20 protein-coding genes are annotated in these 21,484 nt (G+C 64.0%); 10 read left to right on the top strand and 10 right to left on the bottom strand.

Translation table 11 applies throughout. From position 1 onward, the window contains the following. Positions 1-31: 31 nt before the first annotated feature. Positions 32-1,198, top strand: coding sequence for an acetyl-CoA acetyltransferase (locus EOD29_RS07305; protein ID WP_067321232.1), 1,167 nt, complete (start codon positions 32-34; stop codon positions 1,196-1,198). Positions 1,199-1,247: 49 nt separating this feature from the next. Continuing rightward, positions 1,248-2,252, top strand: a complete 1,005-nt coding sequence (locus tag EOD29_RS07300) for an asparaginase (protein ID WP_127246286.1) — start codon at positions 1,248-1,250, stop codon at positions 2,250-2,252. Here EOD29_RS07300 and EOD29_RS07295 read toward each other — a convergent pair. Then, positions 2,249-3,625 (bottom strand): TIGR03808 family TAT-translocated repetitive protein, encoded by a 1,377-nt coding sequence (locus EOD29_RS07295; protein WP_127246285.1) that lies wholly within the window; start codon positions 3,623-3,625, stop codon positions 2,249-2,251. The two genes, EOD29_RS07300 and EOD29_RS07295, sit on opposite strands and share 4 nt — an antisense overlap. 106 nt (positions 3,626-3,731) lie before the next feature. On the opposite strand from EOD29_RS07295, the gene greA reads away from it, so the two are divergent. Next, positions 3,732-4,214, top strand: coding sequence for a transcription elongation factor GreA (gene greA / locus EOD29_RS07290; RefSeq protein ID WP_066997710.1), 483 nt, complete (start codon positions 3,732-3,734; stop codon positions 4,212-4,214). Here the strand turns inward: greA and EOD29_RS07285 are convergent. The 4 genes from EOD29_RS07285 to EOD29_RS07270 all read right to left on the bottom strand — a co-directional run bounded on the left by EOD29_RS07285 (position 4,211) and on the right by EOD29_RS07270 (position 8,593). Beyond that, the gene (locus EOD29_RS07285; protein WP_127246284.1) at positions 4,211-4,597 is read right to left on the bottom strand and encodes a type II toxin-antitoxin system death-on-curing family toxin; all 387 of its coding nucleotides are present in this window, start codon (positions 4,595-4,597) and stop codon (positions 4,211-4,213) included. The genes greA and EOD29_RS07285 overlap by 4 nt on opposite strands. Then, on the bottom strand, positions 4,594-4,824 hold the full coding sequence (locus tag EOD29_RS07280; protein ID WP_127246283.1) for an AbrB/MazE/SpoVT family DNA-binding domain-containing protein: 231 nt from the start codon (positions 4,822-4,824) through the stop codon (positions 4,594-4,596). The genes EOD29_RS07285 and EOD29_RS07280 overlap by 4 nt, the downstream gene beginning before the upstream one ends. 206 nt (positions 4,825-5,030) lie before the next feature. Further along, positions 5,031-7,154 (bottom strand): methylmalonyl-CoA mutase, encoded by a 2,124-nt coding sequence (gene scpA / locus EOD29_RS07275; protein ID WP_127246282.1) that lies wholly within the window; start codon positions 7,152-7,154, stop codon positions 5,031-5,033. Next, positions 7,151-8,593 (bottom strand): methylmalonyl-CoA mutase family protein, encoded by a 1,443-nt coding sequence (locus EOD29_RS07270; protein ID WP_127246281.1) that lies wholly within the window; start codon positions 8,591-8,593, stop codon positions 7,151-7,153. The genes scpA and EOD29_RS07270 overlap by 4 nt, the downstream gene beginning before the upstream one ends. Positions 8,594-8,861: 268 nt before the next feature. Between EOD29_RS07270 and EOD29_RS07265 the strand changes: the two genes are divergently transcribed. Further along, positions 8,862-10,385, top strand: coding sequence for a helicase HerA-like C-terminal domain-containing protein (locus EOD29_RS07265; RefSeq protein WP_095800180.1), 1,524 nt, complete (start codon positions 8,862-8,864; stop codon positions 10,383-10,385). A 21-nt stretch (positions 10,386-10,406) separates the two neighbouring features. Here EOD29_RS07265 and EOD29_RS07260 read toward each other — a convergent pair whose 3' ends face one another. Together EOD29_RS07260 and EOD29_RS07255 are read right to left on the bottom strand one after the other, a co-directional pair. Further along, on the bottom strand, positions 10,407-11,057 hold the full coding sequence (locus EOD29_RS07260; RefSeq protein ID WP_127216793.1) for a LysE family translocator: 651 nt from the start codon (positions 11,055-11,057) through the stop codon (positions 10,407-10,409). 34 nt (positions 11,058-11,091) lie between these two features. After that, positions 11,092-11,715, bottom strand: a complete 624-nt coding sequence (locus EOD29_RS07255; protein ID WP_127246280.1) for an FMN-binding negative transcriptional regulator — start codon at positions 11,713-11,715, stop codon at positions 11,092-11,094. Positions 11,716-11,792: 77 nt separating this feature from the next. Between EOD29_RS07255 and EOD29_RS07250 the strand changes: the two genes are divergently transcribed. Beyond that, complete coding sequence (locus EOD29_RS07250; protein ID WP_127246279.1) at positions 11,793-13,220, top strand: PLP-dependent aminotransferase family protein; 1,428 nt, start codon at positions 11,793-11,795, stop codon at positions 13,218-13,220. An 11-nt stretch (positions 13,221-13,231) separates the two neighbouring features. On the opposite strand, the gene EOD29_RS07245 is transcribed toward EOD29_RS07250, so the two are convergent. Both EOD29_RS07245 and EOD29_RS07240 read right to left on the bottom strand, forming a co-directional pair. After that, positions 13,232-14,047, bottom strand: a complete 816-nt coding sequence (locus EOD29_RS07245) for a L,D-transpeptidase (protein WP_127246278.1) — start codon at positions 14,045-14,047, stop codon at positions 13,232-13,234. Positions 14,048-14,218: 171 nt separating this feature from the next. Further along, positions 14,219-14,881: a haloacid dehalogenase type II gene (locus EOD29_RS07240; RefSeq protein WP_067320889.1), complete on the bottom strand. Its 663-nt coding sequence runs from the start codon at positions 14,879-14,881 to the stop codon at positions 14,219-14,221. Positions 14,882-15,132: 251 nt separating this feature from the next. Between EOD29_RS07240 and EOD29_RS07235 the strand changes: the two genes are divergently transcribed. The 5 genes from EOD29_RS07235 to EOD29_RS07215 all read left to right on the top strand — a co-directional run bounded on the left by EOD29_RS07235 (position 15,133) and on the right by EOD29_RS07215 (position 21,000). Continuing rightward, entirely contained in the window at positions 15,133-16,011 is an 879-nt protein-coding gene (locus EOD29_RS07235) for a branched-chain amino acid aminotransferase (protein WP_127246277.1), read from the top strand. A gap of 106 nt (positions 16,012-16,117) precedes the next feature. Further along, entirely contained in the window at positions 16,118-16,720 is a 603-nt protein-coding gene (locus tag EOD29_RS07230; RefSeq protein WP_066997682.1) for a superoxide dismutase, read from the top strand. A gap of 160 nt (positions 16,721-16,880) precedes the next feature. Next, positions 16,881-17,318 carry a cytochrome c gene (locus EOD29_RS07225; protein WP_067320896.1) on the top strand — a complete coding sequence of 146 codons (438 nt, stop codon included), beginning with the start codon at positions 16,881-16,883 and terminating at the stop codon, positions 17,316-17,318. Positions 17,319-17,327: 9 nt separating this feature from the next. Next, entirely contained in the window at positions 17,328-18,272 is a 945-nt protein-coding gene (locus EOD29_RS07220; RefSeq protein ID WP_067320899.1) for a cytochrome c, read from the top strand. A 358-nt stretch (positions 18,273-18,630) separates the two neighbouring features. After that, positions 18,631-21,000, top strand: coding sequence for an AMP-binding protein (locus EOD29_RS07215; protein ID WP_245475268.1), 2,370 nt, complete (start codon positions 18,631-18,633; stop codon positions 20,998-21,000). A 25-nt stretch (positions 21,001-21,025) separates the two neighbouring features. Here the strand turns inward: EOD29_RS07215 and EOD29_RS07210 are convergent, their stop codons facing one another. Beyond that, positions 21,026-21,415, bottom strand: a complete 390-nt coding sequence (locus EOD29_RS07210; protein ID WP_066998147.1) for an SET domain-containing protein-lysine N-methyltransferase — start codon at positions 21,413-21,415, stop codon at positions 21,026-21,028. Between the last annotated feature and the right edge of the window lie 69 nt (positions 21,416-21,484).

Genomic DNA, 21,484 nt, shown 5'->3' with positions numbered 1-21,484 from the left:
GTGGTAGGCTGCGCGGCAGATGGAGGCTGTCATGACCGCATGCATCGTCGGCTGGGCGCATTCGCGTTTCGGCAAGCTCGAAGGCGAGACGCTGGAGGGCTTGATCACCAAGGTCGCCGTGGACGCGCTCGATCATGCCGGCATCGGCCCTGACGATGTCGACGAGATCGTGCTCGGCCATTTCAACGCCGGCTTCTCACCGCAGGATTTCACCGCGAGCCTGGTGCTGCAGGCCGACGATCGGCTGCGCTTCAAGTCGGCGACGCGCGTGGAGAATGCCTGCGCCACCGGTTCGGCTGCGGTGAGACAAGGCGTCCGCGCCATCGATTCCAACGCCGCCCGCGTCGTGTTGGTGGTCGGCGCCGAGCAGATGACCACCACACCTGGGCCCGAGATCGGCAAGAACCTGCTGAAAGCTTCCTACCTGCCCGAGGATGGCGAAACGCCGGCCGGCTTTGCCGGCGTCTTCGGCAAGATCGCGCAGGCCTATTTTCAGCGCTATGGCGACCAGTCGGATGCGCTCGCCATGATTGCCGCCAAGAACCACAAAAACGGCGTCGACAATCCCTATGCCCAAATGCGCAAGGATTTCGGCTACGAGTTCTGCCGTCAGGAAAGTGAGAAGAACCCCTTCGTCGCCGGTCCGCTGAAGCGCACCGACTGCTCGCTGGTCTCGGATGGCGCCGCCGCGCTCGTGCTCACCGACACCGCGACGGCGCTGAAGATGCGCCGCGCCGTGACCTTCCGCGCCAATGAGCACGTCCAGGATTTCCTGCCGATGTCGAAGCGCGACATCCTTTCCTTCGAGGGCTGCGAGCGGGCTTGGGGCCAGGCGCTGAAGAAGGCCGGCGTCACGCTCGACGACCTCTCCTTCGTCGAGACGCATGACTGCTTCACCATCGCCGAGCTTATCGAATACGAGGCGATGGGCCTGGCGAAGCCCGGCGGAGGCGCGAAGCTCGCACTGGAAGGCGTGACGGCCAAGGACGGCCGGCTGCCGGTCAATCCGTCCGGCGGGCTGAAGGCCAAGGGCCATCCGATCGGAGCCACCGGCGTCTCCATGCATGTGCTCACCGCCATGCAACTGACCGGCGAGGCCGGCGGCATTCAGGTGCCTGGGGCAAAACTCGGCGGCATCTTCAACATGGGCGGTGCTGCGGTGGCCAACTACGTTTCCATCCTCGATCGGATCAGGTAGAAGCGGCCCGCATTGAAGCGGCGCCCGGCGCGCGCTTGCGGGAGGCAGCATGGCAAATCCGGTTCTGGTCGAAGTCACGCGCGGCGCGGTGGTCGAAAGCGCCCATCGCGGCGCGGTTTCTGTCTTCGACGCCGACGGCAAGCCTGTCTGGGAGATCGGCGATACGGCGCGACCGGTGTTTCCGCGCTCGGCGGTGAAGGCGATCCAGGCGCTGCCGCTGCTCGAATCCGGTGCTGCCGACGCCTACGGCTTCGGCGATCGCGAATTGGCGCTGGCCTGCGCCTCGCATTCAGGCGAGCCGGCGCATGTCGAACTGACGCAAGCAATGCTCGCCAAGGCCGGTCTCGATAAGACGGCGCTCGAATGCGGCGCGCACTGGCCGTCGAGCCACGTTGCGACGATCGCGATGGCCCGCACCGGCAGCGCGCCCAACCCGCTCCACAACAATTGCTCCGGCAAGCATGCCGGTTTCCTCTGTACCTGCGTGCATTCCGGCATTGCCCATGGCGGCTACGTCAAGGCCGGCCATGCGCTGCAGGAGATGGTGCGCGACGCGATGCAATCGGTGACCGGCGCCGCGCATGATGTCGACCATTGCGGCACCGACGGCTGCTCGATCCCGACCTATGCCGTGCCGCTGAAGAGCTTTGCGCTGGGCTTTGCGCGTATGGCGACGGGCAGGGGCTTTGCGCCCGAACGCGCCAAGGCGGCGAAGCGCCTGCTCTCGGCCTGCATGGCCGAACCGTTCCTGGTGGCCGGCACCGGTAAGGCGGACCTCGCGCTGATGCGGGCCGCGCCCGGCCGCATCTTCGTCAAGACCGGCGCCGAGGGCGTCTATTGCGCGGCCTTGCCCGAGCTCGGTCTCGGCATCGCCTTGAAATGCGATGACGGCGCCAGCCGCGCCTCCGAGGTGATGATCGCCGCCGTGCTGGCCAAGCTGCTGCGCAGCGACGAAGCGCTCGCGGCAAAGCTTGCCGAACTCGCCCATCCGCCGGTCGAAAGCCGTATCGGCGCCAAGGTGGGCTTGCTGCGGCCGACGGCGGCGCTGGCCTAACTGACCTTGTTCCGCTCGACGGTCAGATGCGCGTAGCCGGTAAAGGTTGATCTTGCCAGATCGCCCGTCACCGGATTGGCCCAGCGCTGGCCGATGATGGCGCCGTTCTGCGCGGCGTCGATGATATTGTCCGAAATGACCGCGCTGCCGGAACCCTCGACGACGCTGACGACGATGCCCGTGCCGGACTTGCGGATGATGTTGCCCGTTGCAACCACATTGCGCAGATAAGGACCCCAGCCGAGCTGCATGCCGTAGAGGGGCGCGTTCTCCACGACATTGCCGCAGACGGAGGTTTCGGCCTCGGCGCTGATGCCGACGCCGAAGCCCGGCGGGTCGGCGGTGTAGGGGCCGACGGTCGAGAGGTTGCGCACGATATTGTTCGAGCACACGGCCATGCGGCCGCCTTCGTTGAAGTTTACGATCGAGATGCCATTGGCGGCACCGTCGACCAGATTGTTGCTGAGGATCGCACCCTCGAAGGAGAATTCCGAATAAATCCCCGTCTCGCCCGAGCGCGAGCAGGTGTTGCCGGTGATCTGCAGATTGCTGGAGCTGTTGGCGCGGATCGCCGAGAAGGCGCAGTCCGACACGACGTTGGCGGAGATAATGACATTGCCGGCGCGGAAGGCGTTGATACCGTTGCCGTTCTGGCCGGTGCCGCCGCTCCTCGCGCCGATGCGCTGCACGCGGTTGCCGCTGACGATGGTGCCGTCTTCCGCCTGCTGCCAGCGATGCACGAGAATGCCGCCATTGGCGCAATCCGAGACGGTATTGCCCGAGATCTCCAGCCCGCCGGCCTCGACCGAATAGATGCCGGCGTCTGCCGCACCCGAAATATCGCAGCGCCCGATGCGGCCTGAAACATGTTCCAGCGCCAGCCCGTTCTTGCCGCTGCCTGTGACCTGGCAATTGTCGATGGCGAGATGCGCGACGCGGCGCAGATCGAGCAGCCCTTGCGTATAGTCGGCCAGCCAGCGGTTGCTGCCGTCCAGCACCAGCCCGCTTAGCTCGATATGCTCGGCCTGTTCCGCCATCATCAGGTGGCCGTTGCCGCCATAGACGATGCGGGTCGCCCCCGGGACGCCCGAAAGGCGCACGCGGGCAGGCAGCTTCAGGTTGGAGACAAGATAGGTGCCGGGCGGCAGAAACACCGGCGCATCGCGGTCGCTGGCGTCGCTGAGCATCTTGGCGAAGGCCTTGCTCTGGTCGTCCAGCGCGCCCGGCTGCACGCCGATTTCGATGGCGTTGATCGAGCCGCGCATCGTGGCCTTTTCAATGCCGGGCAGCATCTTCGCCGACGCCTTGCCGGCAAGGAGGCCGGCAGCGGCGAGGCCGGTGGTGCGGGCAAGCAGCGTTCGTCTGTTCAACATCGGCACAGGTCCTGGCGTTTCAACCGCTCCATCGCAGGATTCGTGCCAAGGCAGGCTCGCAGGCAAACCGCTTGTGCAGTTGCCTCACCAAGCTTAAGTTCATGTTATGAGTAGAGCTTTCACCCGCGAGGAAGACAGCGAAAACGCCATTGCCGGTGTCGGCGAACGGCCGATCAGTCCGCACCGCAATCTGGTTACGGAGCGGGGACTCGCGATGATCGAAGAGAATCTCTCCGAATTGCGAGATCAGATGGCCAAGGCCGAAAGACGCGGCGATCGCGAGCGCCTCGCAATAGTGTCCCGCGACCTGCGCTACTGGACCGCGCGGCGCGAGAGCGCGGAGCTTTCGGTGCCGGAGTCCGGCAGCAATGTGGTCCGCTTCGGCATGGGCGTCACGCTGGAAAACGGCGACGGCAAGAAGGTCCACTGGCGCATCGTCGGCGAGGACGAGGCCAACCCGTCGAAAGGCAGCATCTCCCATGTCTCGCCGATGGCGATGGCCCTGTTCGGCAAGAAGGTCGGCGAGGTCGTTGCCGTCAACGGCAAGGAGTGGGAGATCGTCAAGCTGTCGGACAAGGCCGAGAACTAGGCCTTGAGCTTGACTGTATGGTCGCGGAAAAACGCCGCGGCTCCGGTCTCATCGATTTCACCTGCGGCGACCATCATCACCAACTGGATAACATCCTGCTGTTCGGCTTCTACGCTTAACCCGTTGAGATAGAGAAACAAATCGGCCGCGGCAAAAGCCGTGCGCTTGTTCCCGTCAACGAAGGGGTGGTTCTTCGCACTGCCGAAGAGGTAGGCCGCCGCGAGTTCACAAAGATCGGGCTCGCCATACGCTTCCTTCTGTTGGGGGCGGGCGAGGGCAGATTCTAGCAAGCCCTGGTCGCGTATACCGGAGGCTCCGCCATGGAGGCGCAACTGCTCAGCGTGCATCGCCTCCACGAATTCTCGCGAATGATGCTCGGTCATTTAGCGAGCGCGCGGTAGGCAACCTCGTATTTCTTCATCCGTTCGCGCGCGATCTTCATCTTACGCTCGAATTCTTCGGCAGAGGCTTCAAGACGGCGCAAGCGCAGCTCCTGGCCCTCCTGAACGACAATGACGTTGTCGCCCGCCTTCAGGTTTAGCCGGTCGAGAAGCTCTTTCGGCAAAATCAGACCTTCGGAGTTGCCAATCTTTCGAATGGTGATGTTCATGGTAGGTCGTCCTGTTGCAACGGCCATTATAACTGGAGGGCCTGTTGTTGCAACGGAAATTATAACAACCGATTGGGAACTACTGACATGGTCGCCATCAAGAAGCGGTTGAGGACGGGATCCTCTTCCTCTCTCGATTGGCGCATTAGCTGTGCCGATAAGCCTTAAGCAACGAGTTGCGTTTGACCAGTCCCGACACAGGGTATTCACTCGACCGACAGCAGCCTGTCCATCAGCCTGTCCGCCGCTTGCGGGATGACGGTCCCCGGCGGGAAGATTTCGGCCGCCCCAGCCTTCAGCACCGCGTCGTAATCCTGTGGCGGGATGACGCCGCCGGCGACGATCAGCATGTCGCCATGGCCGAGCTTCCTCAGCGCCTCCTTGAGCTCGGGGATCAGCGTCAGATGTCCGGCCGCGAGCGAGGACGCGCCGATGATGTCGACATCATGCTGCACCGCTAGCTTTGCGATCTCCTCGGGCGTCTGGAACATCGGTCCGACGGTGACGTCGAAGCCGAGATCGGCAAAGGCGCTGGCGATCACCTTCTGGCCGCGATCATGGCCGTCCTGGCCCATCTTGGCGACCAGGATGCGCGGCTTTGCACCGGACTTCTTCTCGAAGGCTTCGAGCTTGTCCTTGAGCCGATCGACCGCCGGATTGTCGCCGAGCGCGTCGCGATAGACGCCGGAGATGGTGTGCACGGTGGCTGCATGGCGCCCGAACACTTTCTCCAGCGCCAGCGAGATCTCGCCGACGGTCGCATTGGCCCGCGCCGCGCGGATCGCGAATTCGAGCAGGTTCTCGCCGCTTTCAGCCGCGCGGGTGAGGGCGGTTAGCGCATCCTCCAGGGCCGCGACGTCGCGCGTGCCTTTGAGCCGCTGCAGCTTCGCCAATTGCCGGGCCTTGACCTCGGCATTATCGATCTTCAGCACATCGACCTCGATATCGGCTTCCGGGCGATGCGCATTGACGCCGACCAGCACCTGCTCGCCGGAATCGATGCGTGCCTGGGTGCGCGCCGCCGCTTCCTCGATGCGCAGCTTCGGAATGCCTTTCTCGATCGCCGCCGCCATGCCGCCGAGGTTTTCGACCTCCTCGATATGAGCGAGCGCGCGGGCCGCCAGATCATGCGTCAGCCGCTCGACATAGGCCGAGCCGCCCCACGGGTCGATCATGCGCGTGGTGCCGGATTCCTGTTGCAGGATGAGCTGCGTGTTGCGGGCAACGCGGGCCGAATGGTCGGTCGGCAGCGCCATCGCCTCGTCGAAGGAATTGGTGTGCAGCGACTGCGTATGTCCCTGCGTTGCCGCCATCGCCTCGATCATCGTGCGCGTGATGTTGTTGTAGGGATCCTGCGCCGTCAGCGACCAGCCCGATGTCTGGCAATGGGTGCGCAGCGACAGCGAGCGCTCGTCCTTCGGCGCAAAATTCTTCTTCATCAGGCTCGACCAGAGCAGCCGCGCGGCCCTGAGCTTGGCGACCTCCATGAAGAAGTTCATGCCGATCGCCCAGAAGAAGGAAAGGCGCGGCGCGAACCGGTCGATGTCGAGACCCGCGGCGACGCCGGCGCGCGCATATTCGATACCGTCGGCGATCGTGTAGGCGAGTTCGAGGTCGGCCGTCGCGCCCGCCTCCTGCATATGATAGCCGGAGATCGAGATCGAATTGAATTTCGGCATGTGCCGAGAGGTATAGGCGAAGATGTCCGACACGATCCGCATCGAAGGCTTCGGCGGATAGATGTAGGTGTTGCGGACCATGAACTCCTTCAGAATGTCGTTCTGAATGGTCCCGGAGAGGTCCTTCTGCGCGACACCCTGTTCCTCCGCCGCCACGATATAGAGCGCCATGATCGGCAGCACGGCGCCGTTCATGGTCATCGACACCGTCATCTCGTTGAGCGGAATGCCGTCGAACAGCTGGCGCATGTCGAGGATGGAATCGATCGCCACGCCCGCCATGCCGACATCGCCGGCGACGCGCGGATGGTCGCTGTCATAGCCGCGATGGGTCGCGAGGTCGAAGGCGACCGACAGGCCCTTCTGGCCGGCCGCGAGGTTGCGCCGGTAGAAAGCGTTGGATTCCTCCGCCGTCGAGAAGCCGGCATATTGCCGGATCGTCCAGGGCTGCTGGACATACATGGTCGGGTAGGGGCCGCGCACGAAGGGCGGCAGGCCCGGATAGGTGTCGAGATTGGCCAGGCCCTTGAGGTCGGCCTGCGTGTAGAGGTGTTTCAGGGCGATGCCTTCCGGCGTCATCCGCTGGCCTTTGAGCTCGACCGGCGCGCGGCGCGGCGCCGACCAGCCGATCTGGCTGAAATCCGGGATCATGAGCCGGCTCCGATCGACTGATCGATGCGAACTGGAAACAGCGGCTCGCAGGTCGCCACACCTTCTGTCAGCGCGGGCCGGCGTTCGGCTTTCAATGTCTCGACGGGGCGCTCGCTGCCGGTGCGGAACAAGGTGGTGCCGATGATGCCTCGTTCGCCGGCCCGATAGACGGCATTGCGCTTCGCGGCGGCCGTCTGCACACGGTTCTGGATATAGCCCTGCTGCAGGCTGTTGAGCACGCCGCCCTCGGCCTCGATGCGCTGAAATTCTTCCCAGGCCGCCGCGCAAAGACCGTCGGTCAGCGCCTCGACCGCTCCGGAGCCGCTGGCCGGATCGGCCACGTGATGGAGATGGCTCTCATGCGCCAGGATCAGCTGCGCGTTGCGGGCGACGCGGCGCGCAAAACCGGCCGGCAGTCCATGCGCGATGGTATGCGGCAGGATCGAGACGGAATCAGCGCCGCCGGTCGCGGCGGCAAAAGCGGCAATCGCGGTGCGCAGAATGTTGGTTTCCGGATCCGCCATCGCCATCATGCGGTAGGAGGTCTCGGCGTGGACGTTCGCTGTCGAGGCCGGGATCGAGCAGGCTTCCTGGATCCGCGTCCAGAGCTTGCGCAACGCCCGCACCTTGGCCATCGACAGGAACTGGTCCTGGTCGACGCTGAGGGCAAAGCCGATATAGGGCGCGGCATAGACCAGCGGCTGACGCGCCTTCTCGAACATCCTGAGATAGGACACGGCGGAAGCCATCATCGTGCCGAGTTCCTGCGCTTCGGTGGCGCCGGCATTGTGGAAGACGCGGCCGTCCGCTTCGAGCAGCACGCCGGGCACGCCCATCGAGAAGAAATGCGCCAGCGATTGCGGCATTGACTCCTGCAGCGCCTCGATCGAGGTGCGCAGCCGTCCGGTGCCGGCGAAGATTGCCGCCGGGTCGATGCCGAAGGAAAGGTTGAGCTTCGCCGGATCGGAGCGGCGCCGGGTCAGGAAGGCGAGCAGCCAATCCGCCACGGCGCGGCTCCACGGATGCGCATCGATGCGCACCTGGACCCGGTTGAGCGGCACGCCGTCGAGCACCGTTTCCAGCGCCTCCGCGGTTCTCGGCAGCCCGTAGCCGAACGCATTCGGCGCACCCTCGAAAACCAGCGACAGGCCGGTCGCGCCCTCAGCGATGTCCTGCAGCGCCTGGGCGCTGGCGCGGGCGATATCGGGATCGTCGATGCGCTGGCTGACGATCCATGGCGACTTCGGATTGGTGCGCACCAGCGGCTCGGCTGTCGTCGAACGCTCGCTGAGCGGCTCGATGCGGATGCCGTCATCGGTGTGCGAAACAAGCTTCTGTTCGAAAGCGCCGCCGGCAAGCGCTTTTTCCGCCAGCGCCAGCCAGCGCTTGGCGTCCGGGTTGGGAAGGTCGACATCCCTAGTCAAGGCGCCGGCGCCCATCGCACTCCTCGTCTCTCGGCCGCATCAGTCACCAGTCTATGGTCCCCCGCCGCATATCACAATGCGACATCCGTCGCGGTTGTTCCGGAAGCCGCTAACCGATTGCCAAACATGCGCAAAATCCGCAAGCTAAGTAAGGTGGTTTCGCTGCCAGCGTCAAATTCGAATAGCGCCAAATTTGATGGTGGGCATTGTCGCCCGCCGATCGCGTTATTATCCTCCATGAGACCGGGCGTTTTTGGCGGAAGAGATTGCGGAGACCGGACATATGGCTGACCACACCAGCATCTTCATCGGCGCCAGCCGCAAGCCTGATGATTCCTACCAGCGCGCCGAGGAACTCCTGCTGCGCTACGGCAACCGCCACGGCCTGATTACCGGCGCCACAGGCACCGGCAAGACGGTCAGCCTGCAGGTCTTGGCCGAGGGCTTTTCAAATGCCGGCGTCCCGGTCTTCTGCGCCGACATCAAGGGCGACCTTTCCGGCATCGCCATGATGGGCGAGGCCAAGGATTTCCTGGTCAAGCGTGCAGAGCAGGTGAAGCTCGATCCCTATCAGTTTCAGGAATACCCGGTCATCTTCTGGGATCTGTTCGGCGAGCAGGGTCACCCGATCCGTGCCACCATCTCGGAAATGGGGCCGCTGCTTTTGTCGCGGCTGATGAACCTCACCGAAGCGCAGGAAGGTGTCATGAACATCGCCTTCCGCATCGCTGACGAAGAGGGCCTGCTGCTGCTTGATCTCAAAGATCTTCAGGCGCTGCTCGCCAACATCGCCGAGCGAGCCGACGAGCTCAGCGCACGCTACGGCAATGTCACCAAGCCTTCCGTCGGCGCCATCCAGCGCACGCTTCTGGTGCTTGAGCAGCAGGGCGCCGCGAACTTCTTCGGCGAGCCGGCGCTGCGCATCGCCGATTTGATGCGCACCACCCGCGACGGCCGCGGCGCGATCAGCGTTCTGGCCGCCGATAAGCTGATGATGAATCCCAGGCTCTACGCAACTTTCCTGCTCTGGCTGATGTCGGAGCTGTTTGAGGAACTGCCCGAGGTCGGCGATCTCGAGCGGCCGAAGCTGGTCTTCTTCTTCGACGAGGCGCACCTTTTGTTCGAGGACGCGCCGAAGGTGCTGGTTGATCGCGTCGAGCAGGTGGTGCGGCTGATCCGCTCCAAGGGTGTCGGCGTCTATTTCGTCACCCAGAACCCGCTCGACATTCCGGAAAAGGTTTTGGCCCAGCTCGGCAACCGCGTGCAGCACGCGTTGCGCGCCTATACGCCGCGCGAGCAGCAGGCGGTGCGGACGGCGGCCGACACCTTCCGGCCCAACCCGGATTTCGACTGCGCCACCGCGATTACCCAGCTCGCCACCGGCGAGGCGCTGGTCTCGATGCTGGAGGATAAGGGCGTGCCGGCCATGGTACAGCGCACATTGATTCGCCCGCCGTCGTCGCGGCTCGGGCCGATCACACCCGACGAGCGCCGCAAGGTCCTTGCCGAGAGCCCGGTCGCCGGGCAGTACGATCAAGCGGTCGATCGCGACTCGGCCTTCGAGATACTGCAGAAGAAGACCAGGGAGGCGCAGGAAGCCGAAGCGCAGGCGCAGCAGGCGGGCACCGGCGGCTCGCGCTGGACAATTCCGGGCTTCGACGATGTGTTGGGAGGGTCGGGCCGCCGGTCCTCCAACCGTCAGACAGTGGCCGAAGCCGCGATCAAGTCGGTGGTGCGTTCGGTGGGCTCTTCCGTCGGCCGCGCGATAGTGCGCGGGATACTAGGCAGCCTGGCGCGCGGGCGGTAGCGCCCAACTGAGGCGCGGCAATCAGAGGGCAGGGCGCTTGGCTACGGCAAGGCCGATGCCCAGCGCGATCATCGCGCCGCCGGACGCCTCCCGGAGCCGACGTATCATGCCGGACCGGCCTGCCGCGCCATCCCTGATGCGGCCGGCCGCGAATGCTACCACGACATCGGCCAGCGTGTTGAGCGTCACCGACACGAAGCCGAGCACCATGAACTGCAAGGCGACGTGGCCGGCGCCGAGATCCAGGAATTGCGGAATGAAGGCCAGGAAGAAGGCGGCCGTCTTCGGGTTCAACGCCTCGACCAGCACCCCTTCGCGAAACGCTCGGCCAGCGCCGACCGCAGGCGTCGGCGCGCCACCTTCCAGCATTGTCTTTGCCTCGCGGCGGGCGGACTGGAAGGTGCGCAAGCCGAGCCAGACGAGGTAGACGGCGCCGATCAGCTTCAGCGCCGTAAAGAGTTCGGCGCTCGCGAGCACGAGGGCGGAAACGCCCAGGCTTCCGGCAAGCACATGAACCATGCCGCCCAGGCCTGTCCCGAAACTGGAGGCGATGCCTTCAGCGCGGCCTCCGGCCAGGGTGCGCGCGGCGACATAGAAGATGCCCGGTCCGGGCGTGATGGCGAGCAGCAGCGCCGCGGCGAAGTACAAGGCGAATTGTGTCAGGTCCGGCATGATCGGCTCGCTGGCAATTGGACTGGGTCGGATGTCAAGACGGGATCAGTTGGGCGACGTCGCGATCCGAAGGCCGGTCGCTCGCTGCTAGACCAGTGGCGACACCGGCGCGATCGGCCGCGTTGCGGTTCTGGCTCATCTTGCGCTTGCCTTGGAGCCGCGTGATCGGCATGCGCAAGCCGACAATGCCTTTGAGTTGCGCCTGGATGAAATCCGGCGGCGCATCCGATACGGACCATGGCGAGGGGCGTCCGCCTTCGTGGAGATTGGTCAGGCGCGTGACGATCTCGAGCAGCCTTTCGGCGTCCTCGAAGAAGTCGATCGGCCCATAGGCATGAACGGCCAGGTAGTTCCAAGTCGGCACTACCTTTCCGGTCTCCTGCTTGGTCTGGTACCAGGCCGGCGTCACGTAGGCGTCGGGGCCCATGAAGATCGCCAGGCCATCGCCCAGCACCGGTGCGCGCCACTGCGGATTTGCCTTCGCGACATGGCCGTAGATCGTTCCATGCTCGCCCTCGCTCTCGTTGAGCAAGAGCGGCAATGGCGTCGCCTGCGGTCCTTCCGCCGTGGCGGTGACCAGCGTCGCCAGCCGTGCTGCGCGGATCGTCGCCATGAGGCTCTCCCTGTTGTCATCGCGGAAGGCGGGCGGAATGTACATGGCGGAAACTCCTTGCGTTGCATTTAAAGATGCAGGAAAGCTGGCTTGCTTGGAACATCCAGTTTTGCAGGTTTTCGATGGTCCAGTTGGAGCAGGAAGGCGTGGCGCGCCGGATCATCGCGGCGATCAAGGCGCAAATCCACAGCGGCGTTTACCGGCCCGGCGATCGGCTGCCGTCGTCGCGGGCCTTTGCCGCCGAATGGGGCGCGTCGCGAACCACGGTGACGGCGGCCTACAACCAGCTCGACGCCGAAGGCTATCTGATCATCCGGCAGGGCGCGCGTGCCATCGTGGCTCCGGGACTGGAGAGGCCGTCAGGGGCGGCTTCCATCGCGGCTGCCTCGCCACGCAACCTCTCGACCTTCGCGCGCAGGCTGCTGGCTCTGCCTTCGCCGGTGGAACAGCAGCCGGCCAAGGTTGCGGATTTCCGCTATGGCGACCTGTCCGGGGCGGACTTCCCGGTCCTGGCTTGGCGACGGGCCTCGAACAAAGCCATTCTGCGGCGCGGCGCACGGTTGCGCTATGGCGACCCGCAGGGATCGCTTGTTCTTCGCAGCGCCCTTCAAACCTATCTCTGGCGCGCACGCGGCATCAACTGCGCGCCGGACCAGATCGCCATCGTCAACGGCTCCCAGCAAGGGCTCGACCTCTGCGCGCGGCTGCTGCTCGACTCCGGCGACCCGTTCGTGATCGAGAATCCGGGCTATCTGCTGGCCCGCCATGCCTTCACGGCCGCGGGCGGCGTCGCCGTGCCAGTTGCAGTCGACGCTGACGGGCTGAGGACGGATGCGCTGCCGCCGGCCCGTCTGGCTTACGTCACGCCATCGCACCAGTTTCCGCTCGGCGGCGTGCTTTCGGCGGCGCGGCGGCATTCCCTCCTGGCCTGGGCCACGGCATCAGGCGCCTATGTCGTCGAAGACGATTACGACGGCGAATACCGCCACGACATAGCCCCCATCCCGCCTCTGCAGACGCTCGATCCAGGCTCCGTCATTTATGTCGGTACGCTGTCCAAAACGCTCTCGCCCACCTTGCGGCTCGGTTATCTGGTCGTCCCCGCCGGCCTGCGTCGGGCCTTCAGCGAGGCAAAGCGCCTGACCGACCGGCATGCTCCGATGCTGGAGCAGGACGTGTTGGCCGACCTGCTGACGAGCGGCGCTTACGAGCGCCACGTCCGCAGCATCCGCAGGAAAAATGCCGAGCGCCGAAAAGTCCTGCTGCGGGCGCTCGCCGATCATATCGGGCCAAAGGTGACTGTTGCTGGGGCCGACACGGGCCTGCACGTCGTGGCCTGGTTGAACGGCATCGATTCTGGATGCGAGCCGGCGATCATCGCCGACGCACGTGCTGCGGGGATCGGCCTCTATCCGGTATCGCCGCTCTATGATCCGGCCGAGCCGCGGCCCGAAACGGCGGGCTTCATCATGGGATATGCTGGTCTCGACGCGGAGGCGTTGCGCCGCGGCGTTGCGGTGCTGGCGGACATCCTCGCCAAGCACCGCTGACGAACGCCGGATCAAAAGATCTCGTCACTCTCCTGCGGCACCGGCCCCAGCAGGACAGAGTCGTCCGGCACGCCGTTGTCGATCGGAATGGCCCGGCGCTCGGGCATATCGGCCATCGGCTGGCCAACATCTGCTGTGACCACGACCGGCGTCTTGTTGGGCACGCGGTCATAGAGGTCGATGATGTCCTGATTGATCAGGCGCACGCAGCCCGACGAGACCGACTTGCCGATCGACCACCACTCCGGCGACCCGTGCAGACGATAGAGCGTATCCTGGTTGCCTTTGAAGAGGTAGAGCGCACGCGCCCCGAGCGGGTTCTTGAGCCCGCCGGGCATACCGCCGTTCTTGGCGCTGTATTCCGTCAGTTCCGGCTGGCGCGCGACCATCTCGTCCGGCGGCGTCCATTTCGGCCACTTCTGCTTCCATTGCACCACCGCATCGCCCGACCATTCGAAGCCGGCGCGGCCGAGACCGACGCCGTAGCGGATCGCCTGGCCACCCTCACGCACCAGATAGAGGAAGTGGTTGGTGGTATCGACGACGATGGTGCCCGGGCGCTGTCCGGTCGGATCGGGAACGATCTGGCGCAAATATCTGTGATCGATCTTGTTTACCGGGATGGCCGGCAGGTCGAAGCCGTTGTCGGACATCGGCCCATATATGGTGGCGTAGTCGCCGAGCGGCGGCTCCACAGAGGCCGGCGCCGGCTGCACGGCTGCCGGGCGAGGACCGGTGGTGGAGCAGGCGGAAATCGCCGAAGCAGCGCCAAGGGCCGTGAGATTGAGGAAGCCACGGCGGCTGATGCGGAAGGAAGCGTCTGACATGGTTGCCTTTTCTAGGTCTTGAATTCGCAAGAATGCATGAATCCGCTGGCCGGCGCCGACAGCTGCAATAACAGTCGGCGGTGATAGGCGGTTCCAATTCTGGCCTCAGGGTGGACAAACAAAGGCGAAGCTGTGACCGCGACACATCTGTTGCGCGGCAGCAACAGCACCTCAAACCCCTGCCAGAAGGCCTTCGAGCGAGGGCAGGATCAGCCCCGGCGGAAAATCCCGGTATTCGTCTGGCTGATTGGCGCGATTGATCCAGACGGTGCGGAAGCCGAACCTAGCGGCGCCCGCGACGTCCCAGCGGTTGGAGGACTGGAACGACACCGCCCCCGGATAGAGCCGCCAGCCAGTGACCACCATGTCGTAGACCGAAGGATCGGTCTTGAAGCGCTTGATCTCGTCGACCGAGAAGACGTCGTCCAGGATCTGGTCGAGGGCGGCCGATTTCACCGCCGCCCGCAGCATTTCCGGCGAGCCGTTGGACAGGATTGCGAGCTTCGCTCCCGCTGCTTTCAGCGCCTTCAATACCGCCGGCACCTCCGGATAGCAGTCGAGCCGCCAATAGGCTTCCAGCAGCCTTGCCCTGAGCGCCGGATCGGCCGACGGCACCTTGCGCAGCGCGAAGTCCAGCGCCTGCTCGGTCAGTTGCCAGAAATCGGCATAGGCGCCCATCAGCGTCCGCACCCAGGAATATTCGAGCTGCTTGGCGCGCCAGATTTCGGAGAGAAGCTGGCCGTCCGGCCCGATCTCGCCCGCATGGCGGCGCACGGCGGCGTGCACGTCGAACAACGTGCCATAGGCGTCGAAGACATAGGCTGCATGGTGCATAGGAAGAGTTTTGCGGCGCCCGGCCCTGCCGCGCAAGCGCTGATTGCGGTTAATGCATGTCGCCCAAAAGTGGGCAGCGGTTTTCGGAAAGGATCGCATAACACAAGAACCCAACACACATGGCCCATCCCTTTCCGTGCGCCGTGCTTTAAGTGCCTCTGGCCTCAAGGATTTTTTCCGATGTCGGTTGACGCCGGCCGTCAAAGCGTCGTCCTATGGCGGCCGGAACTCATCCATACGGACGGCAAACGATGACACTGGCGGCGGCGGCGCAGTCCGCGACATGGACCTATGTGGACGGCGACTGGTACGAGGGCAATGTTGCCATTCTGGGACCGCGCAGCCACGCCATGTGGCTGGGCACCAGCGTGTTCGACGGCGCCCGCTGGTTCGAAGGCGTGGCGCCCGATCTCGATCGTCACGCCGGCCGCGTCAACGCCTCGGCGATCGCGCTCGGCCTGAAGCCTTCCATGACGACGGAGCAGATCGTCGGGCTGACCTGGGACGGCCTGAAGAAATTCGACGGCAAGACCGCCGTCTATATCAGGCCGATGTACTGGGCCGAGCATGGCGGCTATATGGGCGTGCCGGCCGACCCGTCCTCGACCCGCTTCTGTCTCTGCCTTTACGAGTCACCGATGATTCCGCCTTCGGGCTTTTCGATCGGCGTCTCGCCGTTCCGGCGGCCGACCATCGAGACCATGCCGACCAACGCCAAGGCCGGCTGCCTCTATCCCAACAATGGCCGCGCCATCCTCGAGGCCAAGATGCGCGGCTTCGACAACGCGCTGGTGCTCGATATGCTGGGCAATGTCGCCGAGACCGGCACCTCCAACATCTTCCTGGTTAAGGACGGCCATGTGATGACGCCCGCCGCGAACGGCACCTTCCTCTCCGGCATCACCCGCTCGCGCACGATCAACCTGCTCGGCGACTATGGTTTCAGGACCACCGAGAAGACGCTGTCGATCCGCGATTTCCTCGAGGCGGACGAGATCTTCTCGACCGGCAACCATTCGAAGGTGGTGCCGATCACGCGCATCGAGAACCGTAGCATTCAGCCTGGACCGGTCGCCAAGAAGGCGCGGGAGCTCTATTGGGATTGGGCGCATTCGACTTCCGCCGCCTGAGCGGATAAAAAGGCGTTCGGCGCTTCGTTCCGGAGTTGTCCCAACCCATTCCAGACCTATCTTAGTCCGGTAGTTTCACCGGACTTTTCCTGAGGGAGTACCATCCATGGCTTTTGAGTTGCCCGCTTTGCCCTACGACTACGAGGCCTTGCAGCCTTACATGTCGAAGGAGACGCTGGAGTATCACCACGACAAGCACCACAAAGCCTATGTCGACAACGGCAACAAGCTGGCCGCCGAGGCCGGAATGGGCGACCTGTCGGTCGAAGAGGTCGTGAAACAGTCCTTCGGCAAGAATGCCGGGCTCTTCAACAATGCCGCCCAGCACTACAACCATATCCATTTCTGGAAATGGATGAAGAAGGGCGGCGGCGGCAACAAGCTGCCGGGCGCGCTGCAGAAGGCCGTCGATGCCGATCTCGGCGGCTACGACAAGTTCAAGGCGGACTTCGTCGCCGCCGGCACCACCCAGTTCGGCTCCGGCTGGGCATGGCTTTCGGTCAAGGACGGCAAGCTCGCGATCTCGAAGACCCCCAATGGCGAGAACCCGCTGGTTCATGGCGCTTCGCCGATCCTCGGCGTCGACGTGTGGGAACACTCCTATTACATCGACTACCGCAACGCGCGGCCGAAATATCTCGAAGCCTTCGTCGACAGCCTGATCAACTGGGATTATGTCCTGGAACTCTACGAGAAGGCGAAAGCTTGATCGACCCTTCCGAAAAGCCCCGGCATGACCGGGGCTTTTCTTTTGCCGGCGCAGGAGGGCAATTCCAGTCAAGAAAATCGTTGCGGCGCGGAGGGAATAATTCCACTGCATCGCCCGTTAACGTCTAGTCGCGAACTCTCTTCACCATGGAGCCAATTGAATGAGAAAGCTTGTCATCGCCATCTCTTTGCTCGCTTTTGCCGGCTCGGCCGCTTATGCCGACCCGATCAAGGATCGCCAGGCCCTGATGAAGGAACGCGGCAAGCTCGCCGGCCAGTTGTCCAAGGTCGTCAAAGGCGAGGAGGCTTTCGACGCCGCCGCTGTGCTGACGGCGCTAAAGGCGCTGGAGGCGAACGCCGAAAAATTCGATGCCGAGAAACTTTTCCCGGCCGGCAGCGACAAGGGCGACACCACGGCGGCGCCGAAGATCTGGGAAGACATGCCAGGCTTCAAGGCGGCCGGGGACAAGTTCCTGGCCGACGTCAAGGCGGCAGTGGCTTCGCCGCCGGCCGATGTCGATGCGCTCAAGGCGCAGCTCAACACCATCGGCGGCGACTGCGGCACCTGTCATGAGACCTACAGGATCAAGAAGGGCTGATCGCCTGATATGGCGTGGCTGAAGAAGCTCGTCGGCGCTGTCATCGTGCTGGGCGGCGCCGGCGCGGTCGCCGGCTGGGCGTTGTCAGCGCCCGTCAGGCTTGATGCCGCGACGGTCGCGCAGCTTGGCCCCGGTGATGCTGCGAAAGGCAAGCGCATCTTCTTTGCTGGCGGCTGCACATCCTGCCACGCCAAACCGGGATCCAAGGGTGATGCCCGCCTGGAGCTTGCCGGCGGGCTGGAGCTGAAGACGCCGTTCGGCACCTTCGTACCGCCCAACATCTCGCAGGATCAAAAGGACGGCATCGGCGCCTGGAGCGAGGAGGACTTCGCCAATGCGATGCTGAAAGGCGTTTCGCCCTCCGGCGAGCATTTTTATCCGGCCTTCCCTTATGCCTCTTATGCTCGCATGAAGCCGGCCGATATCGCCGACCTCTATGCTTTTATGAAGACGCTGCCGGCGGTCGCCGGCAAGGCGCCCGGCCACAAACTCTCCTTCCCCTTCAACATCCGTCGCGGCATTGGTCTTTGGAAGCGGCTCTATGTCAGCCCTGAACCGGTCATTGCCTTGCCCGGGGGCGCGCCCGACAAGGTGCTGGCCGGCCGCTATCTGGTCGAGGGCCCCGGGCATTGCGGCGAATGCCACACGCCGCGCGACTTTGCCGGCGGCGTCAAGAAGGCCGAATGGCTGGCGGGAGCCGTGGCCGCCGAGGGCTCGGGCGTGGTGCCCAATATCACCCCGCAGGGCGGCACGAAGGACTGGTCGGAGGCCGACATCGCCAACTATCTCGAAACCGGCTTCACGCCGGATTTCGATTCCGTCGGCGGTGCCATGGTCGACGTGCAGCGCAACATAGCTCAGTTGACGGCCGATGACCGCGCCGCGATCGCGGCCTATCTGAAGGCCGTCCCGCCGCATCCCAACAGCTATCCGGCGCGCAAGCCGGCGAGCTGACCGATGCATATCGGCTGCGCGACACCATCGATGCGATCTGCCTGTGATGTCTCAAGTCCATATTAGTTGACTTTAATAGTCATGTATCATACGCGCTTCGGCCAGTTTCCAGGCGGACCGAAGCCTTGCCCATGCACTCTCTCGACCTTGTGTCTGAATTCGCCCGTGGCGAGCAGCGCGCAGCACTTCTCTTCGCCGACGGGCGCAGCCTGTCTTATGCGGAGCTTGACGACCTTGCGCAGCACTTCGCCACACGTCTGGGGGATGAGGTAAAGCACTCGTCGCTATCTCAGCGGAACCCTCCGAGCATGCGGTCGTCGCCTATCTTGGAGCCCTGCGGGCGGGTCATGCGGTGGCCATGCTGCCGGCTTGCGACAAAAGGGTCTGGGACGATTTCCTGGCGGCCTTCCAGCCGGATTTCACCTATCGCCGAGCCGATGGCCGCTGGCGTCTCGTGAAGGAAGCCTGGCCCGCGAGGGACATTGAGCCGCTGCATCCCGATCTCGCGCTGCTGCTGATGACGTCCGGCAGCTCGGGCGCCGCCAAGGCGGTCAGGCTCTCCTATGCCAATCTCGAAGCCAATGCGCGCGCGATAACGACCTATCTCGAACTCTCGTCCGCCGACAGGGCCGCTCTCATGCTGCCGCTGCATTATTCCTACGGACTGTCGGTTCTCAATTCGCATCTGATTGCCGGCGGCAGCATCCTCTTCCCCGGTGTTTCGGCCATGGACGGCGATTTCCTGCAGATAATCGCCGACGGTGGCTGCACCAATCTGTCCGGCGTCCCGTATTCCTACGAACTCCTGGAACGGATGCGTTTCCGCGACAATAAGCTCAGGGGTTTGCGCATGATGACGGTGGCGGGTGGACAGCTCAGCCCCGACGTCATCCGCCTGTACAGGGATCATTTGCGCGCCGCGGGTGGGCGTTTCTTCGTCATGTATGGTCAAACCGAGGCGACAGCGCGTATCGCCTTCGTGCCGCCGGAGAGCCTGTCCGACCGGGAGGAGCGGATCGGCGTCGCCATCCCAGGCGGCAGCCTCGGCCTTGTCGACGACAAGGGGGAGCCGGTCAACCGCTCGGGCATCCCGGGAGAACTTGTCTATCGCGGCCCGAACGTCATGATGGGTTACGCCGAGCAGCGTTGTGATCTGGCGCGCGGGGCTGAGGTCGAGATCCTGAACACCGGCGATATTGCCGTCCAGGACGAGCAAGGTTTCTTCCGCATCGTCGGGCGCAAGAGCCGCTTTGCCAAGATTGCCGGCCTCAGGATCGGCTTCGATATCATGGAGCGGGCCCTGGAGCGGGCGGGCATTGCGTCCGCGGTGCTCGGCGACGATCGAGGCCTAGAAGCCTATGTGACCGGCCCCGGCTCGGCAGGCCGGGCACAGCGTATCCTGGCCGAAGTCAGCCGCTTGCCCGCCAATCTGATTCGAGTTTCGACGCGTGTCGACGTTCCCAGGCTAGCCTCGGGCAAGATCGACTATGGCTGCCTGCAGCGCGAGATGTTGCTGGGACGGGCCGAAATCCGCTCCGAACGTGGCGGCGTGCCTGGAGCCTATGCCCGCGTGTTCTATCCGCTTCCGGTCGGCCGCGCTGACAGCTTTGTCTCCCTCGGCGGAGATTCCCTTCGCTTTTTGCAATTGGCTCTGGAACTCGAACGGCTCGGCTTGGAACTGCCGGACGGCTGGGAACGACTAAGCGTTGGAGACCTGACAAATCTTTATTCGGCGAAACGGTCTTTCATGCGGGACCAGGCAAACGAGACGCCTGTCGATATCGTGCTGAGGGCCTTCGCCATCCTGCTGGTGGTCGTGCATCACGAGACCCTGTGGCCTATCCCGGGCGGCTCCGGCATCATGATGCTGCTTGTCGGCTACAGCCTTGCGCGTTTTCAGTCGGTCCATTTGCTTGCCGGTCGGATCCGGCACGCGCTGAAACCTGCGATTAGCGTCCTGATCCCTTATTTTCTCATAGTCGCCGCTTACTCCCTCGCCTGGCAGGCGATCCCTTGGGCCTCGATGACCCTTACCGGCAACTTCGGCTATGCCGAACCGGAACGTCACGAGATGATCCCGTATCTCTACTGGTTCATCGAGGCCTATGCGCAGACGCTGTTGGTCTTCGCCCTCGCCTTTGCCGTTCCGGTTCTACGCAAGTTCGCCCAGGCTCGACCCTTTGCCTTCTCGATCGGACTATTGGCGTTTGCCGCCGCTGCGCGCTTTGCAGTCCCATTGTTCGTGGACTTAGGCAGCCGCCAGATCTTCGCGATCTACTGGGTCTTCCACCTTGCGGTCTTCGGCTGGTGCGCCGGTTTGGCCGACACTCCCGCCAGAAAACTCCTCGTGACCGCATTTGCCACTGCCGTATTGGGGTATCTAGCCTTTTGGGAGTCGGTCTGGCTGGGGACGACGGTCAAGTATTTGACGATCTTCGCGGCGCTCTCGGCTCTTCTTTACCTGCCGCGTGTTCGCCTGCCTGCTGGGGTGGGGCGGGCGGTTACGCAGGTCGCCGTCGCGGCTTTCCCGATCTACTTGGTCCATCGCTTCGTCCCGGAGCTTTTGATGGCACCTGTCGCAGGCTGGCTCCCGGCTCCAGGCTTCCAACTGCTTGCGATCGCCGGCGGCGTCGCTTTAGGCGTCATCGCCGGCAAAGCCTTGGCCGCCATCCGACACCTGCGCGGCAGATTGGCCATGGAGCGCTTGCCGGAATTGCTCTCGGCGTGAGACGCTTCGACCGCGGTCGCTCCGATTACGCGTGGCGGTCGCCCAAAAAATCGAAGCCGTTTTCGAAGAAGTGGTTGTAGTCGCAGGTCAGTTCCTCGCCGGGCGCGATGTCGCGCAGCGCGTAGGTTTCTTCCGGCGAGGAGACGTCGCAGTTCGGCTCGTCGGCATGGTTCATGTAGCGCGCATCGTCCGCCTCGAAGACGATATAATTCCGGTCGCGCCTGTCCGGATAGGAGTACCGATCGAGGTAGGACTTCACCGGGCCGCTTTCGTTCTCATAAGTGTCGACCGAAATGCGGCGGTCGAATCTTGGATCGAGCTTCCAGATCAACGTGCCCTTTGGAATGCGGTGTTTGGCGAAGACACCGATGCCCTGGATGGGCGATTTGTCGAGATAGACGTCGACGAGCAGCATGACGAACCCTGCGAATGACGGATGGCGCGGCCCGAACCGGCCGCGACCAAAAACGAGGCGCATTGCGTA

Origin of the sequence: Mesorhizobium sp. M1A.T.Ca.IN.004.03.1.1 (genome assembly GCF_003997555.1) — a bacterium.
GTDB lineage: Bacteria > Pseudomonadota > Alphaproteobacteria > Rhizobiales > Rhizobiaceae > Mesorhizobium.
This window is presented reverse-complemented; position numbering and strand designations above follow the sequence as displayed.

Bases quoted from the DNA above. Each gene is read 5' to 3' on its own strand.
- EOD29_RS07305 (WP_067321232.1), top strand. From the start codon at position 32: ATGACCGCATGCATCGTCGGCTGGGCGCATTCGCGTTTCGGCAAGCTC.
- EOD29_RS07300 (WP_127246286.1), top strand. From the start codon at position 1,248: ATGGCAAATCCGGTTCTGGTCGAAGTCACGCGCGGCGCGGTGGTCGAA.
- EOD29_RS07295 (WP_127246285.1), bottom strand. From the start codon at position 3,625: ATGTTGAACAGACGAACGCTGCTTGCCCGCACCACCGGCCTCGCCGCT.
- greA (WP_066997710.1), top strand. From the start codon at position 3,732: ATGAGTAGAGCTTTCACCCGCGAGGAAGACAGCGAAAACGCCATTGCC.
- EOD29_RS07285 (WP_127246284.1), bottom strand. From the start codon at position 4,597: ATGACCGAGCATCATTCGCGAGAATTCGTGGAGGCGATGCACGCTGAG.
- EOD29_RS07280 (WP_127246283.1), bottom strand. From the start codon at position 4,824: ATGAACATCACCATTCGAAAGATTGGCAACTCCGAAGGTCTGATTTTG.
- scpA (WP_127246282.1), bottom strand. From the start codon at position 7,154: ATGATCCCGGATTTCAGCCAGATCGGCTGGTCGGCGCCGCGCCGCGCG.
- EOD29_RS07270 (WP_127246281.1), bottom strand. From the start codon at position 8,593: ATGGGCGCCGGCGCCTTGACTAGGGATGTCGACCTTCCCAACCCGGAC.
- EOD29_RS07265 (WP_095800180.1), top strand. From the start codon at position 8,862: ATGGCTGACCACACCAGCATCTTCATCGGCGCCAGCCGCAAGCCTGAT.
- EOD29_RS07260 (WP_127216793.1), bottom strand. From the start codon at position 11,057: ATGCCGGACCTGACACAATTCGCCTTGTACTTCGCCGCGGCGCTGCTG.
- EOD29_RS07255 (WP_127246280.1), bottom strand. From the start codon at position 11,715: ATGTACATTCCGCCCGCCTTCCGCGATGACAACAGGGAGAGCCTCATG.
- EOD29_RS07250 (WP_127246279.1), top strand. From the start codon at position 11,793: ATGGTCCAGTTGGAGCAGGAAGGCGTGGCGCGCCGGATCATCGCGGCG.
- EOD29_RS07245 (WP_127246278.1), bottom strand. From the start codon at position 14,047: ATGTCAGACGCTTCCTTCCGCATCAGCCGCCGTGGCTTCCTCAATCTC.
- EOD29_RS07240 (WP_067320889.1), bottom strand. From the start codon at position 14,881: ATGCACCATGCAGCCTATGTCTTCGACGCCTATGGCACGTTGTTCGAC.
- EOD29_RS07235 (WP_127246277.1), top strand. From the start codon at position 15,133: ATGACACTGGCGGCGGCGGCGCAGTCCGCGACATGGACCTATGTGGAC.
- EOD29_RS07230 (WP_066997682.1), top strand. From the start codon at position 16,118: ATGGCTTTTGAGTTGCCCGCTTTGCCCTACGACTACGAGGCCTTGCAG.
- EOD29_RS07225 (WP_067320896.1), top strand. From the start codon at position 16,881: ATGAGAAAGCTTGTCATCGCCATCTCTTTGCTCGCTTTTGCCGGCTCG.
- EOD29_RS07220 (WP_067320899.1), top strand. From the start codon at position 17,328: ATGGCGTGGCTGAAGAAGCTCGTCGGCGCTGTCATCGTGCTGGGCGGC.
- EOD29_RS07215 (WP_245475268.1), top strand. From the start codon at position 18,631: ATGCTGCCGGCTTGCGACAAAAGGGTCTGGGACGATTTCCTGGCGGCC.
- EOD29_RS07210 (WP_066998147.1), bottom strand. From the start codon at position 21,415: ATGCTGCTCGTCGACGTCTATCTCGACAAATCGCCCATCCAGGGCATC.